The organism is Amycolatopsis sp. NPDC033938 (assembly GCF_055575975.1).
In genome coordinates, this window is the sequence record NZ_JBVIRO010000003.1 from 402,785 (window position 1) to 419,788 (window position 17,004).

Annotated in this window: 12 protein-coding genes; 9 read left to right on the forward strand and 3 right to left on the reverse strand. The window is 68.2% G+C overall.

The features are described 5' to 3' along the window. The first annotated feature begins 53 nt into the window (after positions 1-53). The 8 genes from ACZ5ZX_RS11835 (at position 54) to ACZ5ZX_RS11870 (ending at position 8,619) form a co-directional block, all read left to right on the forward strand. On the forward strand, positions 54-314 hold the full coding sequence (locus tag ACZ5ZX_RS11835) for a hypothetical protein (protein ID WP_465501970.1): 261 nt from the start codon (positions 54-56) through the stop codon (positions 312-314). A gap of 873 nt (positions 315-1,187) precedes the next feature. Then, positions 1,188-2,249: an alcohol dehydrogenase catalytic domain-containing protein gene (locus ACZ5ZX_RS11840; protein WP_465501971.1), complete on the forward strand. Its 1,062-nt coding sequence runs from the start codon at positions 1,188-1,190 to the stop codon at positions 2,247-2,249. A 395-nt stretch (positions 2,250-2,644) separates the two neighbouring features. Beyond that, positions 2,645-3,418 (forward strand): GntR family transcriptional regulator, encoded by a 774-nt coding sequence (locus ACZ5ZX_RS11845; RefSeq protein WP_465501972.1) that lies wholly within the window; start codon positions 2,645-2,647, stop codon positions 3,416-3,418. Between the two features lie 114 nt (positions 3,419-3,532). Then, complete coding sequence (locus ACZ5ZX_RS11850) at positions 3,533-4,159, forward strand: helix-turn-helix transcriptional regulator (RefSeq protein WP_465501973.1); 627 nt, start codon at positions 3,533-3,535, stop codon at positions 4,157-4,159. Positions 4,160-4,208: 49 nt separating this feature from the next. Continuing rightward, positions 4,209-5,474 (forward strand): ABC transporter substrate-binding protein, encoded by a 1,266-nt coding sequence (locus tag ACZ5ZX_RS11855; protein ID WP_465501974.1) that lies wholly within the window; start codon positions 4,209-4,211, stop codon positions 5,472-5,474. A gap of 46 nt (positions 5,475-5,520) precedes the next feature. Next, positions 5,521-6,378, forward strand: coding sequence for a carbohydrate ABC transporter permease (locus ACZ5ZX_RS11860; RefSeq protein ID WP_465502170.1), 858 nt, complete (start codon positions 5,521-5,523; stop codon positions 6,376-6,378). Further along, positions 6,378-7,220: a carbohydrate ABC transporter permease gene (locus tag ACZ5ZX_RS11865; protein ID WP_465501975.1), complete on the forward strand. Its 843-nt coding sequence runs from the start codon at positions 6,378-6,380 to the stop codon at positions 7,218-7,220. The genes ACZ5ZX_RS11860 and ACZ5ZX_RS11865 overlap by 1 nt, the downstream gene beginning before the upstream one ends. 10 nt (positions 7,221-7,230) lie before the next feature. Beyond that, positions 7,231-8,619, forward strand: coding sequence for a GH1 family beta-glucosidase (locus tag ACZ5ZX_RS11870; RefSeq protein WP_465502171.1), 1,389 nt, complete (start codon positions 7,231-7,233; stop codon positions 8,617-8,619). On the opposite strand, the gene ACZ5ZX_RS11875 is transcribed toward ACZ5ZX_RS11870, so the two are convergent. The 3 genes from ACZ5ZX_RS11875 to ACZ5ZX_RS11885 all read right to left on the reverse strand — a co-directional run bounded on the left by ACZ5ZX_RS11875 (position 8,591) and on the right by ACZ5ZX_RS11885 (position 16,033). Further along, positions 8,591-12,262, reverse strand: coding sequence for a BTAD domain-containing putative transcriptional regulator (locus ACZ5ZX_RS11875; protein ID WP_465501976.1), 3,672 nt, complete (start codon positions 12,260-12,262; stop codon positions 8,591-8,593). The genes ACZ5ZX_RS11870 and ACZ5ZX_RS11875 overlap by 29 nt on opposite strands. After that, the gene (locus tag ACZ5ZX_RS11880) at positions 12,259-15,372 is read right to left on the reverse strand and encodes a BTAD domain-containing putative transcriptional regulator (RefSeq protein ID WP_465501977.1); all 3,114 of its coding nucleotides are present in this window, start codon (positions 15,370-15,372) and stop codon (positions 12,259-12,261) included. The genes ACZ5ZX_RS11875 and ACZ5ZX_RS11880 overlap by 4 nt, the downstream gene beginning before the upstream one ends. A 223-nt stretch (positions 15,373-15,595) precedes the next feature. Continuing rightward, positions 15,596-16,033 (reverse strand): hypothetical protein, encoded by a 438-nt coding sequence (locus ACZ5ZX_RS11885; RefSeq protein ID WP_465501978.1) that lies wholly within the window; start codon positions 16,031-16,033, stop codon positions 15,596-15,598. A gap of 609 nt (positions 16,034-16,642) precedes the next feature. Here ACZ5ZX_RS11885 and ACZ5ZX_RS11890 point away from each other — a divergent pair. Beyond that, a complete protein-coding gene (locus ACZ5ZX_RS11890) occupies positions 16,643-16,981 on the forward strand; it encodes a hypothetical protein (RefSeq protein ID WP_465501979.1) in 339 nt (112 codons plus the stop codon). The last annotated feature ends 23 nt before the right edge of the window (positions 16,982-17,004 follow it).

A 17,004-nucleotide genomic window follows, 5' to 3' on the forward strand; every position in this document is an offset into this window, starting at 1 on the left:
TTCGTCACAGGCTGAGGCCATGGAAAAATGACCCGGCTGGGACGGTGATCGTGATGACCGGTATCCGAATCGAATTGAGCCGACGCGAGCGGGCGATACTCCGGGCCGTCGCGGCCGGGCGCGGTGTCCTCATCTCCAGCTGTGAACCGGCCCTCACGATCGACGGCTGCTGGTGTGACCACGCCGCGGTGCACAATCTCGTCGAAGCAGGTCTCATCGAGGAAGAACGGCAGGTGGCGTACGGTCTTGCGACGCCCGCGGTGATCACCGGCGCGGGAGAAGCCGCGCTTGCCGAAGCCGCTGAGACCGCCTGAGCGGACGGTTCCGCGGTTCCGGTGCCTTTCTTGACGGTTTTCACCGTTGGCGAATCAACGCGAACACGTGCATTTTCGGTGAACCGTCACGATCCTGGAAGCGGGTGGACTGGCGACGGAGCTCCCCGGCTGAGGCGGGGTGTGTCGCGCGACTGTCCACAAGGAACAGCTCTCGAAGCTCGGTGTCCGATTGATGACGCTATGCGCGGTTCCGCGTGGGGTTGTGAATTGAGGGACTCGTATTTGTCTACCTACTGGTGTGGAGCTTGTGCGGGTTGCCGACGCGGTCCGGGTGGGGAAGATTTCGGACGTTGAGTGTCCCGGATCTTCCGTTGACCAAGGGGCGAGCCGGGCGACGATGCTCGCGGAACCACCCTCGTCCAGGTCAGACGTAGGTACCCAAATGCGGGTTCCCCTTGGGGACGCTCAGTGTCTCCGATGCCACATGGGGACATGCCCGGCTCCCGGAATCTTCACCGAGGTGTCGCGAGAGCCACTTTCGCGACATGACTATCGCGCGCCAGGCACATCCGTTGATGGCGCATGGTCCGAACGGCCCGCGGCAGTGCCCTTTTTTCGGTTCTTCGTGCCCGTTCGGTCCCTTCGAAAGGCAGTGAACAGACCCCAGTGCGAACCTCGATAACCACGCGAAGCCGTCCTTGACAAGGGTATTTCCGCCTATCACGAAACGAACTTCGCTGTGTTATCGTGCCAGGGAACCGATGGGGGTTCGCAGCTCTTCGCCGAAGCTATCGGCAATGTTCGCGCCGCCTGTGACGGCTTCGGAATCCGTCGGCTCCGCGCGATACCGAGGGGAGTACCGGTGAGCTTGGCGAGTTTCGTTTCGCGTGGCGCGACCGGCGTGTGAAAGCGATGGGTATCCAGCACGGCTTGCCCGCGATGATGCGGGCGGTCCGGTTCGATCCCGTCACCGGGAGACCGGGACTGGCCGAAGTCCCGGTCCCGGCGCGACGGCGCGACGAAGTCGTGGTCAAGGTCGTCGCCTGCGGGATCCGCAGGTCCGATTTGGCCTGGCTCGACGGTGGCGCCGACCCTCGCGGACCCGTCTACACACCCGGGCACGGAGCGGCCGGGGTCATCGCGGCGGTCGGGGAGGACGTACGGTCGTGGGTCCTCGGTGACCGGGTGGTCGTCGCGGCGGGCCGGGAATGCCGTGACTGCCCCGAGTGCCGGGAAGGGCTCAGCCCGGACAACTGCTCCGACCTCCGGTTGATGGGCGAGCACTACGACGGTGCGTGGGCCGAATACCTGGTCACGTCGGCGACGGCGTTGGTCGCGGTTCCCGGGGCCATCCCGCTGGAGCAGGCGGCGGTTCTCTCCGGCGCGCTGTCCACCGCGTACGGCGCCATCGACGCCGCGCGGCTGCGGCCCGCCGAAGCCGTCGGTGTCTGGGGATCGGGTGGCCTCGGCAATCATCTGGTCCAGTTGGCCCGGATTTGCGGTGCCTCGCCGATCATCGCACTCGACCGGCGCCCGGAAGCCCGCGAGAGAGCGCTCGAACAGGGTGCTGACGTCGCTTTGCATCCGGCGAACAAACGCGTCGCCTCCTATATCGGGGAGATCACGAAGGGCCGGGGACTCGACGTGGCCTTCGATTTCGGCGGCCGCGATTCGACGTTCGCCCAGGCGTATGCGGCCCTCGGCGCGCGAGGACGTCTGGTGCTGGTGAAGGCGGCTCCGGAGGGATCACTGGTCACCCGGAGGCTCGCCGAGGGCGAGGAAGGCCGGACCGTCATTTCGCATACCGGCTACCGCGTCCGCCACCTGAGGGATCTGATCGAACTCACCGAACGCGGACGGCTGGACGTCTCCGCCTCCATCAGCGCGATTCTTCCGCTGACGCGAATCGCGGAAGGACTCGCCAAGGTCCGCGAGTACGAGGACGATCCGCACCGGTTGCTGCTTAGGCCCTGAACCGGGATCAAAGCTGTGCGGAGCGAGCACCTGACCTGACTGCCCGTCTTCGTCGCGTTCGGCTTGCCGGAGCAACCAGATCACCTGCCCGAGCGAGGTCCACAAAGGATCCCTGTCGACGGCTTTCCGTTCTTCGTCCGGCAACAGTGGCGCGGCCTGTCGGTTTCGAGCCGGGTTCGGTGTCGAGGCAGAAAATCCGTGACTTGCAGGACTTGACCTGGCGCGTTCGGACACCTTCCGCGACGGGCCTCGTGTTGCCCGGCGCGTCTGGACTCGTGCCCTTCTGTCCCGACTTTCCGGAAAGCGCTTTGCTTCGGCCTGTCGGGAAACGCAGTGTGTCGGCGTACTCGTTCTCGATCGTGGCGTATGGGAGTGTTTTGGAGCAACGGAAAGGAGTGGCGGCGAGAACGTGGTCGGGTGAGATAGCCGAATGGATTCGCCGCCGAATCGGGGAGGGTGAGCTGAAGCCCGGCGACCGGGTGCCGTCGATCCGGACGATCGCGGCGGAGTGGCGGGTGGCGCATGCGACCGCGACCAAGGCCCTCGCCATCCTCCGCACGGAAGGGCTCGTCGAGGCCATCCCCGGCGCGTACACCATGGTCGCCGGTGGGCCGGGCAGGAGGAGCGGACGCGACAATTCCCGTGAGCGCGTCGTTCTCGCCGCGATCGAAATCGCGGACGAGGAAGGTCTCGACGCGGTGTCCATGCGTGCCGTCGCGGCCAGACTGGACGTCGCGACGATGTCGCTGTACCACCATGTGAAGGGCCGTTCCGAACTCATCACCCTGATGGCGAAGACCGCCTTGACGGCGATCGCGCCCGTGGACGCCGCCCTGCGTGGACGGTCGCGGCTCGAGTCGGCCGCACGATCGCTGTGGGCGGCCTACCGGCGCCATCCGTGGTTGACCAGGATCGATCTGGGCACCTCGCGGGCGCCGTCGTGGCAGGAAGAAGGCCCGCTGAGCTCTTGTCACCACCGCGTCCTGCTGTCCGCGCTCGTCCGCGGCCTGGCGGCGGACCTTTTCGGCGACGGGACGGCGTCCGGTGCGCCGGGGTGCTTCGAGGGGGTTGGGGAGGACTTGGTGAACGACGCGGACGGCCTTTTCGATTTGGGCCTGCGTGGCCTGCTCGATGGGCTGTCCGACGGTGATCCGCAAGGGCGCTGGTGACCCGCCCACGCTTCGAGCAAGCGGTGGGAAAGGCGCTGGCCTGCGCATTGAGAGATCGTGAAGTCCGGTTCCGCATTCTCGTGACGCACGGGGTACCGAGCGTGGGAAGGACACATGATGGAACCGGTACGTGTTGCGGTGCAGGCGACCGACACGATCATGCAAGCGGGCCTCGCGAGCTTTCTGCGAAGCCGCCCTGAGCTGGTGTTGGTGGATCGAAACGAGCTGACCGAGCGAGACGTCCTGGTCGTCCACATCGACCGGATGACCCAGCATACGGTCGCCGATCTCCGGGGTGACGCCGTCACCGGCCAGGTGTCCAAAGTGCTGATCGCGGGTGAACTGCGGGAGAACGACATCCTGAGCGCTGTCGAGTGCCGGGTGGTGGCGGTACTGGCCAGGGCGCAGACTTCCGGTGACCGTCTGGTCGAAACCATCCTGTCCGTCGTGCCTGGACGCGGTCTCCTGCCGACCGACCTGCTCGGGCAGTTGCTCGACGGGGTGCGGCGGCTGCAGCGCGACGCGCTGGTCCCGCGTGGACCGGACTCCGCCGGCCTCACGCCACGCGAAGTCGACGTCCTGCGGTTGATGGCCGAAGGCCACGACACCGTCGAAATCGCGGACAAGCTCTGCTATTCGGAGCGAACCGTGAAGAACGTGATCTACGGGCTGACCAACCGCCTGAACCTGCGGAACCGTCCACACGCGGTCGCTTACGCGATGCGTGCCGGAGTGATCTGACGTTGTTTCGGGTGGCGTCGCGGGTGGCGTCCTGAAGGGAAGGACCGGAATGATTTCCGGCTTGCGCAAACGTGTTCTCGCGATCGTCGTCCTCGCGGGCATGGTGGGTGCCGGGTGCGCCCCGGCCGCGGACGAGGGGATCGAGCTGAGCATCGCCACCTTCGGCGAGTTCGGCTACAGCTCGCTTCTCAAGGAGTACGAGGCGGCTCATCCCGGGATCCGGATCCAGAACCGGGTCGCCGATTTCGAGACACATCACAAAGGCATCGCGACCCAGCTGGCCGCGGGTCGCGGCGCCGCCGACGTCGTGGCGATCGAAGAGCAGTACATGCCGCAGTTCCGTCAGTCGGTGGACAAGTTCGTCGACCTCGCCGGATTCGGTGCCACCGACCTCCGCGACCGGTGGCCGCGATGGAAGTGGGAGCAGGGGCTCGCGAACAGCGGTGGCACCGTCATGGGGCTCGGCACGGACATGGGCGGGCTCGCCATGTGCTTCCGCAAGGACTACTTCGCCCAGGCCGGCCTGCCGACCGAGCGTGCCGCGGTGGCCGCGTTGTGGCCCACCTGGGAGGACTACGCGAAGACCGGGGATCTCTTCTCGGGCAAAGCCCTTCCGGCCAAGTTCGCGGACTCGGCCGGCGGTGTCTACACCGCGATCCTGAACCAGTCACCGGAGAACTTCTTCTCCGCCAAGGACGACTCCTTCATCGCCGACCGGAATTCCGCCCTGCGCCGGGCTTTCACGATCGCCGGGCAGATCGGCGCGAAGGGGCAGACCGCCCGGGTGACCCCGTTCACCCAGCCGTGGAACGTCGCCATCAAGCAGGGTTCCTTCGCCACCATCGCCTGCCCGGCGTGGATGCTCACCCAGATCCAGGAAGCGGGCGGACCGGAGAACGCGGGGAAGTGGGACGTGACCGCGGTGCCCGGCGGCGGTGGCAACAACGGCGGCTCGTTCCTGACCGTGCCCACCCAGAGCAAGCATCAGCGTGAGGCCTACGAACTGGCGAAGTGGCTGACGGAGCCGGCGCAGGAGGTGCGACTGTTCACCGAGTCCAACATCCTGCCCAGCGAACCGGCCGCCTACGGTGCGCCGGAGGTGCTCGGGAAAACCGACGCGTACTTCAGTGACGCGCCCATCGGCCGTATCTACGCCGCGTCGGCCGACAGCCTGAAACCCAACTACCGCGGCCTGAAGGACGCCAAGGTGCGCCCGACGTTCGGCACGGCGCTCGGCCGGGTGGAATCCGGCAAGCAGGCACTCGACGCGGCCTGGGACCAAGCGGTCACGGAAGCCCGTGCCGCGGCTTCGTGACCGGGGGCTCTCGGCTCGATGGGATCGGCGGGTCACGCCGTTCCTCATGGTCATGCCCTTCTTCGCGCTCTTCGCGGTGTTCGGGCTGTTTCCCCTGTTGTTCACGCTCTGGGTGTCGCTGCATGACTGGCAGTTGATCAATGGCGACGAGGGTTACGTCGGACTGGGCAACTACTTCGCCCTGTTCGGCGACCCCAAGTTCTACAACGCCCTCGGCAACACCCTCACCTTGCTGACGCTCGCCACGGTGCCGCAGATCGTGCTCGCGCTGGGTGTCGCCGCCCTGCTCGACCGTCCGTTGCGCGCCAAGACCTTCTGGCGCTCGGCCGTCCTGCTGCCGAACGTGGTTTCGGTGGCGGCGGTGGCCTTGGTGTTCGGGCAGTTGTTCGGGCGCGACTTCGGCGTCATCAACTGGCTGCTCGGCCTCGTGGGCCTGCCACCGCTCGACTGGCACGCACAGGGCTGGTCGGCGCAGGCGGCGATCGCCTTGATCGTCGTCTGGCGCTGGGCGGGCTACAACGCGCTGCTGTACCTGGCGGCGATGCAGAGCGTGCCCGCGGAACTGTACGAAGCCGCGGAACTCGACGGTGCTTCCCGGCTGCGGCAGTTCTGGTCCGTCACGGTGCCGTCGATCCGGCCGACGATCCTCTTCACCACGGTCGTCTCGGCCATCGGTGGAACGCAGTTGTTCGTCGAACCGCAGTTGTTCGACACCAACGGCGTGGCGGGCACCGGCGGCGACGACCGCCAGTTCCAGACCATCGTGATGTACCTGTACGAGAAGGGCTTCGGGCAGTTCGACGCCGGTTACGCGGCCGCGATCGCGTGGGTGGTGTTCCTCGTCTGCGCCGCGCTCGCGGCGGGCTGTGTCGTCCTCGCCCGCCGGATCCCCGGGAGAGCGTGATGGTGCGACGACGGCGCCGGCCCGGCTTCGTGGTCTACGGTGCGCTGCTGGCGGTCGTGATCGGGTCGGTCTTCCCGCTTTACTGGTCGTTCGTGGTGTCCACCAGGGACGGATCCGCGATCGCCGAGCGGACCCCGCCGCTGATCCCCGGCGGGCATCTCCTGGACAATGTGCGTGAGGTCTTCGACAAGGTCGATTTCTGGCTCGCCATGCAGAACTCGCTCATCGTCTCGAGCACGGTGACGGTGTCCAACGTGGTGTTGGCGAGCCTCGCCGGATTCGCCTTCGCCAGACTGCGTTTCCGGGGCCGCGACACGCTGTTCCTGCTGCTCGTCGGTACGGTGATGGTGCCGGCCCAGTTGGGGATCATCCCGCTGTACATGGTGGTGAGCGAACTGGGCTGGTACGGCGAACTGCCCGCGGTGATCGTGCCCGGCCTGGTGAGCGCGTTCAGCGTGTTCTGGATGCGCCAAGCTTGTGAAGAGGCCGTCCCCGCCGAGTTGCTCGACGCGGCCACCATGGACGGTTGCTCCATCCTCCGGTCCTACTGGCACGTGGGCCTGCCCGCGATCCGGCCACAGGCGGCCGTGCTGGCGATGCTCACTTTCATGGCGGCCTGGAACGACTTCTTCTTCCCGCTCGTCGTACTGGACCCCCACGACAGCCCGACCGTCCAGGTGGCACTGTCGACGCTCGCCAGCGGTTACTACACCGACTACGCGCTGATGCTCACCGGCGCGACGCTCGGGGTGACCCCGGTGATCGTGCTGTTCGTCCTGCTGGCGCGGCACATGGTCCAGGGAGCGCTGCCCGGTGGGCCGGGTTCCGGTTTCAAGCGATGAGAGGAACGTGATGGACGTGGCGCAGCAGTACCGTTTCCCGCCCGGTTTCCGTTGGGGAGTGGGTACTTCGGCCTTCCAGGTCGAGGGTGGTGTCGCGGAGGGTGGGCGGGGCCGATCGGTCTGGGACACCTTCGCCGGAGTCGAGGGCAAGATCCACTCCGGGCATACCGCGGACGTGGCCTGCGACCACTTCCATCGCTACGAGGAAGATTTCGCGCTGGTGGCCCGGATCGGCGTCCCCGGCTACCGATTCTCGGTCTCGTGGCCACGCGTGATGCCGGACGGGCGCACGCTGGAAGTACGCGGCCTCGGGTTCTACGACCGCATGGTGGACGCTCTGCTGGACCGGGGGATCACCCCTTCGCTGACGCTCTACCACTGGGATCTTCCGCAGGCGCTCGAAGACGAAGGCGGCTGGCCCGCCAGGGACACGGCATACCGCTTCGCCGACTACGCGGCGTTGGTCCAGGAGTTGCTCGGCGACCGGGTGGATCACTGGACAACGGTCAACGAGCCGTTTTGCGCGGCGTTCCTGGGCTACGGGACCGGGGTGCACGCTCCCGGGCGCACCGACGAGGTACTCGCGATGCGTGCGGCGCACCACCTGATGCTCGCCCACGGGCTCGCCATGCAGGTGCTGCGCGCGGGCGCCAGGCCGGGACAGGAGTTCGGCCTGGCGCTGAACTTCGCCCCGGCGCTGGCCGACGTCGACGATGAACGGCATCGCGAAGCCAAGCGAAAATTCGACGGCCTGCACAACCGCTTCTTTCTCGACCCCGCCCTCGGCCGGGGCTACCCGGAGGACGTCCTGGCCGACACGCGGCACCTCGGCGACTGGACGTCGGTCATCCACGATGGCGATCTCGAGACCATCGCCCAGCCGATGGACTGGCTCGGCGTCAACTATTACGCCCCGGCCAGGGTGATCCCGCTGGAAGACACCGATGCCGTGAGCAACTGTGGGTTGCCGAGCCTGCGCGGGATGGACGTGACCCCGCCGCGAGGACCGCTGACCTCGTTCGGCTGGGAGCAGGCACCGGATTCGCTGACGGATCTTCTCGTCTGGCTGCACAGGCACACGGGAGGCCTGCCGACGCAGGTCCTGGAGAACGGTGCCGCGTTCGAAGACCGCGTCGAGGAGGACGGCCGGATCCGGGACAGCGAGCGCGAACGGTACCTCCATGAGCATCTCCACGCGCTCCTCGTCGCGATCGACGCGGGGGCGGACGTGCGCGGATACGTGGTCTGGTCGCTGCTGGACAACTTCGAATGGTCACTCGGGTACACGCAGCGGTTCGGCCTGGTCAGGGTGGACTTCGCCGACGGACTGCGCCGCACCGTCAAGGACAGCGCCCGCTACTACGCGCGTGTCATCGAGAGGAACGCGCTACCTGCCTGATCGAAGTGTCGACGGGGAGCCCGGCGAGACCGTTGCGCGACTCCAGGCCGAGTTCGGCGAGCACGCGGGTGACATGCGCCTGCACGGTGCGACGGGGCAGCGCCAGCGCGGTGGCGATCTCCGGATTCGAGCGTCCCTGTCCAGCCAAGGTCGCGACCGCGCGCTCCATGGCCGACAACGAGGCCCATCCCGCCGCCGCCACGGCGTTGTCCGGCCGTCCCGGGATGATGCCGTACTTCCGTAAGCGCTGTTCGAGCGCCTCGACGTCCCATTGCGCGCCAAACCGGTCCAGCCCGGCGACAGCGTCGTTCGCCGCCGCCCGGGCCTCGTCGAACCTGCCTTTCCCGGCGAGCAGGACCGCGGCATCGCCCAGCGCCGAGGCCAGCTCGATCCGGCGGCCGACCTTGTCGTAATGGTCGACAGCTTCGAGCAGGGGCTCCGGCTCGCCGGACACGAGAGCCTCGCACCATCGCGCGGCAGCGGTCGCTCTCGCGGGTCTGATTTCCTTCGCGGCCTCTTCACGGCAGACGTCGAGGGCCTTGGTCGCGATGTCGTCGCCGCCGTGGTCCTTGGCCAGCCGGATGAGCCACGGAAGCCATTGGTGACGCAGCATCATCGCGGCGTACGTGGGGTCCACGACCGGGCTGAGCAGCGCGACGGCCTGGTCCGGGTCGCCTTGTTGTTCGGCCTGCAGAGAACGGGCGACCAGGAGGAAGTCGCAGCTCTCCCGCTCGGAGCCGGTGACCGGGATGTGCTCCTCGGCGGCGTAGAGATGGGCCGCGGCCTGTTCGGTCTCACCGCGGCGGCCGTGGATCAACCCGGCGACACCGTGCAGCAGCAGTGCGGCCGCGCCCGGCTCGCGATGGCCGTGGAAGGTGATCGCCGGTCCGTCTTCGGTGACGGTGTCCAGCTCCGCCAGCGCGTCGTCCCACTCGCCGGTCCAGTAGTCGTGCACGGCCGAGGAGACCTGAAGCCCATGGGGGAGCGAGTATTTCGCCGCCGCGCGCCGGGCGGTGCGCAGCGTCGTACGCGCCTCGTCCAGCTGGTCGAGGTTCTGCAGAGTGAACAGGCGGTTGTCGAGCAGGTCGAAGTAGAACCCCGCGTGCTCTCGATGTCCTTCGACAGCCTCGATGGCCTTCTCGACATGGCGCAGCGCGCCTTCGTGGTCGCGTTGGATCGATTTGACGAGCCAAAGTGTCTGCAGCGCGTGCCCGATCGGATAGGGCTCGCCCACCGAGAGCGCCTGGCGGTAGGACCGCAGTGCCTTCCTGGAGGCCTCTTCGAGGTCGTCGAGGGTGCCGCGGTCGAAGTTCGCCAGCAGAGCGCGGCGTCGCTCCCGCCAGATCGGCGGGGTCTCCGGGGAGTCGTTGCGGGCCAACAGGCTTATCGCGGTGTCCGGGTCACCGCGGCGATGCGCCATCGCCGCCGCGAGGTGGCGCATCTCCGCCGCCCGGTTCGGGTCACGGCTGATGAGCATGGCTTCCCGCGCCAGTTCGAAGGGCTCCTGATCGAGCCGGAACAGGACCAGGACGTAGGCGGCGAGCAGCGCTTCGCGGCGAGGGTCGTCCGCCGGGCATTCGTCCAGCACCCGGTGCAGAAGTACCGCGGCGATCGACGGGGCGCGGTTGGCGAGGGACTCGTGGTGGTCGGCCAGCCAGCCGATCACCCAGTCGTCGACCGCCGCCGGAACGGCGACGAGCTGCTGGGCGACATGTTCTACCCCCGAACCGATCTCCGCCAGCGCCTCGGCGGCCCGGCGGTGCCACTCGGCCCGGATGTCGCCGGGAATCTCGTTGTACAGCGCCCACCGGAGCATCGGATGCCGGAACGCCAGTTGCGTCCCGGTGTCCACGATGATCCGCATTTCCATCACTTCTTCGAACACACCGAGCAGTTCGGACGGCATCTTGCCCATCGTGGCGCCCACTTGCGCCAGGCCGAACTCCATGCCCAGCACCGCCGCACGGCGCACCGTCTCCCTGGAGAGTTCTCCGAGTAGGTCCAGCGTCCGGGAAACCGCGTCCAGCAGGGACTCCGGCGCCTTCAGATCCGTACCTGTCCGCACCCGCGCGATCCCGTCGACGACCATGAGGGCGTCTTCGCGCATCAGCGCGCCCGTCACCTCGCGAAGGTAGAGCGGATTGCCCGCCGCCTTGGTGATGAGCGAGCACAGTTCCTCGCCGGGACGGGCGCCGATCAGGTCACCGAGGAGGTCTTCGGAGGCGGACACGGGGAGCGGGCCGAGGGTGATCAACTCGAGACCGCGGGCTTCCGCCGCCTGACGCGCCTGCATCAGTTCCTCCCGCCGCGGCACGGGGCGCGACGCGGCGATCAGCAGCAGCGGAAGTTGCCGCGTGGCCGCGGAGAGCCGGTTCCACATGAGCACGCTCGCCTCGTCGGCCCACTGCAGGTCGTCGATGACCATCACCAGCGGCGCGGAGGCGCACAGCCGGTCGACGTGGGTGAGGATCTGGTCCGCGGCGGCGGCCACCGGGTCGGTGTCGTTCGCCGACGCGTCCGCGCCGATGAGCTTCGCGTCCAGTCCGAGGCACTCCAGGACCACTTGCAATGGGAACAATTGCTCCAGTTCGCTGGCCGCGGCCCAGGCGACGTGGCAGCCGCGCCCGCCGACGTCCGCCAGCGCGCTGGTGAGCACCTCGGACTTCCCGATGCCGGGTTCGCCCTCGATCCACACCGTCCGGCCACGTCCGGCCAGAACCTCTTCGGCCAGCCGCCGAAGAAGCGTGACTTCTTCTTCGCGGCCGTGGCAGACGGGCGACGTCTCGCCCCGGGCCTCCAAGGCGTGAGCGACCGGGCCGGGGAGCACCGACAGCGTCTCGACGGCGGCGGCGTGCTCGACGGGCGGGGCCAGTTCCGGATCGTTGACGAGAATCCGCTGGTGGATCTCGACGAGCTTCCGTCCAGGTTGGACACCCAGCTCCGCACGCAGGATCCGGCGCGCGGTACGGAAGGCGTCCAGGGCCTCGGTGGTACGGCCACCGCGGTGCAGGGCGATCATCAACGACTGCCAGAGCGGTTCCCGCAACGGGTGCTCGCGCACGAGGAGCGTCAGTTCGGAGACCAGGTCCTCATGCGCTCCCAAGGCCAGCAGCCCGGCCGCCCGCAGCTCGAGCGCGGCGAGCCGCTGTTCGGCCAAACCGGCGCGCAGCGACTCGGCGTGCGGGCCGGGGACCCCGGTCAGCGCTTCCCCGCTCCACAGGGCCAGCGCGCGGTCCAGCGTTTCGACCGTGCCGGCGGCGTCGTTCTCCTGCCAATGCGCGCGAGCCGTTTCACGGAGCCTGTCGAATTCGCCGATGTCGAGTGCGGAGGAATCGAGCCTGAGCCGATATCCGGCGGAGTCCGACACCAGCAGACCGTCGGTGGACCAGCGGGTCCGGCTCGGTTCCAGGATCCGGCGCAGCCCCGAGATGTAGGTGTGCACGCTGCCGTTCGCGCTGGCGGGCGCGGTGTCGCCCCAGACCGCCTGGATCAGCTCGGCCCTGGTGATGGGCCGGGTCACCGCCCGGGTCGCGAGCGCGGCGAACACGGCGCGCTGACGGGCCGGTCCCAGCTCGAGTTCGTCGTCGCCGAGCCAGGCACGCAACGAGCCGAGCGCCTGGACCCTGAACGGCTTTGCGCTCATCGGCGGGCCAGCTCACGGCCGCGGGCGAAACGCTGTTCCGCTCGCTGGACGTCCGCGATCGCGTCGAGTTCGTCGTAACCGTTCAAAGCGACCTGCAGCGACGCCTCGGCCTTGGCCGTCTCGCCCTGCCGGACGAGAAGCGCGGCGGCGTCTTCCATGGCCTGTGCCTCGCCGAACCGGTTTCCCGCCGTCCGCAGGTACTCGGCCGCGGCGAACGCGGCCATCGGATCCCCGCCGAGCACGGCCCGGCATCGGAGCGCCTCCGCGCGATACCCCGATGTGCGCTCACATCGTGACGTCGCCAGCTCGGCGACCTCGTACTCCCCGGCGTCGACCGCGATCCGGACCAGACCGGGCAGCCAGGGGCAGGCCGCCTCGTCTTCGAGCTCCAGCAACCCCGACCACAGGTCGAAGGCGACCGTCGGCCGGTTCTCCGCCTCGGCGAGCATCGCGTTGGCCACCAGGATGAATTCCGTGCCGTCCTGCCCCGAGACTTCAGGGGGAGCGGAGGCCCAGACGGACATCAGGTGCGTGCGCGCGTCGTCCGGCCTGCCCTGGTGGGCGGCGATCACCGCCGCCACCCCGGCGATCCGCCGCAAGACCACGGACCGGCCGAGGGTGTGCCGCGCGAGGGTGATCCCGCTGCGAAGCCGACGTGTGAGGTCCTTTCGCGGTGCGTCCCAGCGGCCGAGCCAGTAGGACTCCACGGGGTCGAGAGCGGGCATCGTCCGCTGGACGGGGATCAGGGCCGGACGTGGTTCCTCGGCGGGGTTCGCCTCCTCCGGCCGGCCACCGGCCCGGACCCGGGTCAGCAAGGACTCGTGCAGAGCACGCCAAGCCGACGGTAGCCGTGGCTCCTCGAGCGCCTCCTTGACCTCCTGCGCGGTTCGATCGGTGGCGCCCCGGAGGAGACGCGAGAAGGAGAGCAGCCAGCGCATCTCGGCCAGCACTTCGGGATCTTCCGTCCGGGCGGCGACCTGGCCTGCTTCGGCGGCGAGGTCCCGATCGAGCCAGAGCTTGATCCGTGCGGTCGCGATCCCCAGCGTTTCCCGGAGCGCGGGCGGAACGGTGCCGGCGGTGTTCACCCGCTGGAGCAGGCGCATCGTCGCCAACGGAGCTCGTGGCGCCAGCTGGTAGACCTCGCGCGCCAGCCACGTGCAGAACCATCTGTCGACCGGGACCGGGGCGGCGAGCAACTGGAACGCCACCCGTTCGACGGGGGCGCCGACGTCGGCGAGTGCTTCCGCGAGTTGGCGGTGCAGGGCAAGCCGGATCGCGGTCGGAGTCCTGGCGTAGAGCGCCTCGCGGACCACGGGATGCCGGAAGGCGAGTTTGCCCCGGGTGCGGGTCACCAGTCCGACGGCCTCCACCTCGGCGAGGACGTGGTCGAATTCGGCGGCCGGCCTCCCCAGCGCGGCGGCGAGGTCGTCGCGCGTGAAGAACCGGTCCAGCAGGGCCGCCCACCGCAACAGCTCCGAGGCCGCGGCGGAGAGGAAACCGAGGCGACGGCCGACGGCCTCCAGCGCGGGCTGGGGAACGACCGGACCGTTCTCGGTGGCCACGGTTTCCGGCGGCTCGGTCCCGTCCAGCGCACTGACGAGGTCACGCACGAAGAGGGCGTTTCCGGCGGCGGCGGCCGAAAGTTCCAGCAGCGCCGGGCTCGGGGTGACTCCGGTGAGGGCGGTGAGGAGATCCTCGACCTCGTGGTGGGAAAGGGGCGCCAGGTTGTGGAAGTGGGTGTCCGTCGTGGAAATCCGGGCACGCAGCGCGGTGAGCCGGTGATCGGCCGGCACCCTCCTGCTCGCCCCGACGAGCAGCAGGGGAAGGCGGCCTGCCTCGATCGCGAGTCGTCGCCAGACTTCGAGGCTGGCCGGGTCCGCCCACTGGAGATCGTCCATCACGAGGATCAAGGGCTGTTCCCGGCACAGAGCCCTGACGAGTTCGACGACGAGTTCCATCACCGCTTCGGACCCCGCTACGTCACCCGCGACGAGAGTGCGGGCCGCACGAGCCACTTCCCGGCGGCGGCTGTCCACCGAGGTCACTTTGACGTCGAGGCAGTCGAGCACGACCTGCAGCGGACCGTGCTGCTCAAGCTGATCCGCCCCGGCGATGGCGACCGGGCCCGCCCCGGCCCGCGCGAACCCTTCGGTGATCAGCGCGGATTTGCCGATTCCCGGCTCACCTTCGAGCCAGACGGAGCAGCCACGGCCCGCGCCGAGCTCAAGCACCGCCGCCTGGATCCAGGCCAGTTCACAATGCCTGCCGACGAGGGTTTCGCGTGACTCGGTACGGGGTGCCGGAGCGGCGGTGACCGTCACCCGCGGGGTGGTGGCCTGTCCACGCCACAGCGCCGGGTCGTCGGCGCGGATCTGCTCGTAGCGCGCGGTCAGGTCGCTGCCCGGTTCGACGCCGAGTTCGTCGATCGTGGTGGCGCGAAGCCGCTCGAACGCGCCCAGCGCCTCGTCGCGGCGCCCGCATCGGTAAAGCGCGAGAAGGTGCAGGCCCTGGAGCCCTTCGCGGACCGGGTGCGCCGCGGCGACCGGCGCCAGTTCGGCGAGGACTCGCTGGTGCTCACCCACGTCGAGCATGATCTTGGCGCGGCGCTCGACGACCTCCAGCCGCAGTTCCTTCAGCCGTTCACGCTGGTTCTCGGCGTAGGGACCGGTCAATCCGGACATCGGCTCGTCCTTGAAGAGTTCGAGCGCGTTGTCCAACGCCGCGAGCGCGCCGTCGACATCCTGTCCGCGCAGGCACAGCCGGGCCCTTTCGCGGAGGTGCTCGAACCGGACGACGTCTATCGCCTCGGCTTCGACCCGCAGACAGTAGCCGGGGCCACTCGAAGCCAGTACCGCCGTGGCGTCGCGCAGCGTGCGAGCGGGATCGAGGGCGGAACGCAACGAGGAGACATAGGTGTAGATGCTGCCGTTGGCGCTGGCCGGTGCCTTGTCACCCCAGATCGCGTCGATGAGGTCCGACCGGGTGACGACCTGGTTCGCCTGGAACGCCAGTACTGCCAGCAGTGTCCTGCGCTGAGCCGACCCGAGTACGACTTCGTCGCCGCCACGCCAAGCTCGCACTGGACCGAAGAGGTCGAGCTGCAAGCGCATCTTCGCCTCCGCGGTGTGCTCGCGTACCGAATGGGGGATCGGGGTGGTGCGGATCGACCAGGCCGTCGTACCAACCGACTCACCCGAACGGCCTCGCCGATCCGATCTGATGATCTGACGGTTACGCCCTGTGAGCGAAACTCCTGGACGAGATACTGTGGTTGGACCCCAGGTCCGGTCGAAAAAGCCGAAAACGATTCACTTCCGGCTCGAAAGTGGCGGCTCAGCCGCCTGCCGCGTCGAACAGCAGGTCGCCGTCGAACAGTGCTCCGCCCGGGATCGGTTCGCGTATCCACCTGACGCCGTTCGCCGGGGTCGCGCCCTGGGGGAGGGGCAGATCCGTTCCTTCGTTGAACAGCCACACGCCGGCCACCCGAGGGACTCGTCGTTCCGGCGGAGTGATGAGGAAGGCCCACCATTGTTCTCCGTCGCCGCCACGCAGGCTCACCACTCCGCCGCGTGCTCCCGCCGACGCCAGCCTTTCGAGCAGTGGTCCGCCGTGGGCGGCGGACATGGCCACCGCGAGCAGATCCCGCTGCAGGGAAAGCAGGACATCGGTGTGGGTGGTCCGTACCGGCCAGCCGAAGTCGCTCCAGTAGCGCAGAGCGGCGTCGCGGACCTCGCGGTCGGTTCCGGCCAGGGAGAGTGCGGAGCTCGTCATGATCGGCACACCTTTCTCTTGCGGGTCCGGCGGTCGGGGAGGGACGAGCAGAAGGTTGCCCGTCCCGTCTTCAGATTTTCTTGATGCCGGTCGAGCGGCCTGTGCCCGCCGTGAAGGCCGAAGCGCGACCGACGGGTGTCGCTGTACGGCATACGCGGATGAAATGATCGGTACCGGCGGGTTCGTGACGACTCTTGGTTTTACTTCTTAATGTCCGAGTAGCGCTTGTGGGTCCGGAGATCTCGGAGTAATCGGAACTGCTCCGGTAAAGGTTCGCCGCCTCGGAAGACTGAGGGGTTCGGCACATCTTTTATTCGGTGCGGCGCGGCGATCAAGGCCGCCGTCCCGGCGGGCTCGCGGCCGGAAAGCCGTGCGGTACCTACTGATACGGCAAGTAAATCGCGACGGCCGAGTTCGTGATCCGGTGAACGATTCACCGTTTCGGTGATCGTCGACGTGTTCGTCGTCTCAAGCGGTTCCGCTTCCTGCTAGTCTCAAATACGGTCAATGGCCGTGAGCGACTCGCGGGCTCCGGAAAAGCATGAATCGGTGCGCTGAAACAGCGCTTCGATCCGACTGTGCACGACGACGACAATGAGGGTGGACATCGTGAGTTCAAAGGGGCTCGGTAATCGGCCCGCGGAAGACGAACGGAACCGGCAGGCGGCCGAGGCCCCGCCCCGGCCCTTGGATGCGCTGCTGCCGCATCTGGAATTGGCGGGCTGGCTCGATCGGTATGTGGACCGGCTGGTGCGAGTGGATACCAAGACGTCCGACGCGTTGACCGAAGACCAGCGGGTGGACCTCATGGTCGGCCTGTCCAATGCCGCCGAAGCCCTTCGCAGTTCCGAACGCTGCGATCACGAATCCGCCGAGCGGATGCTGCGATCGGCGCTCGGCCTCATCCAAGGGGTCGATCTGGATCGGTTCGCCCTGGCCGCTCCCTAGGTTTCGCGGCTTGTCCATGGGAA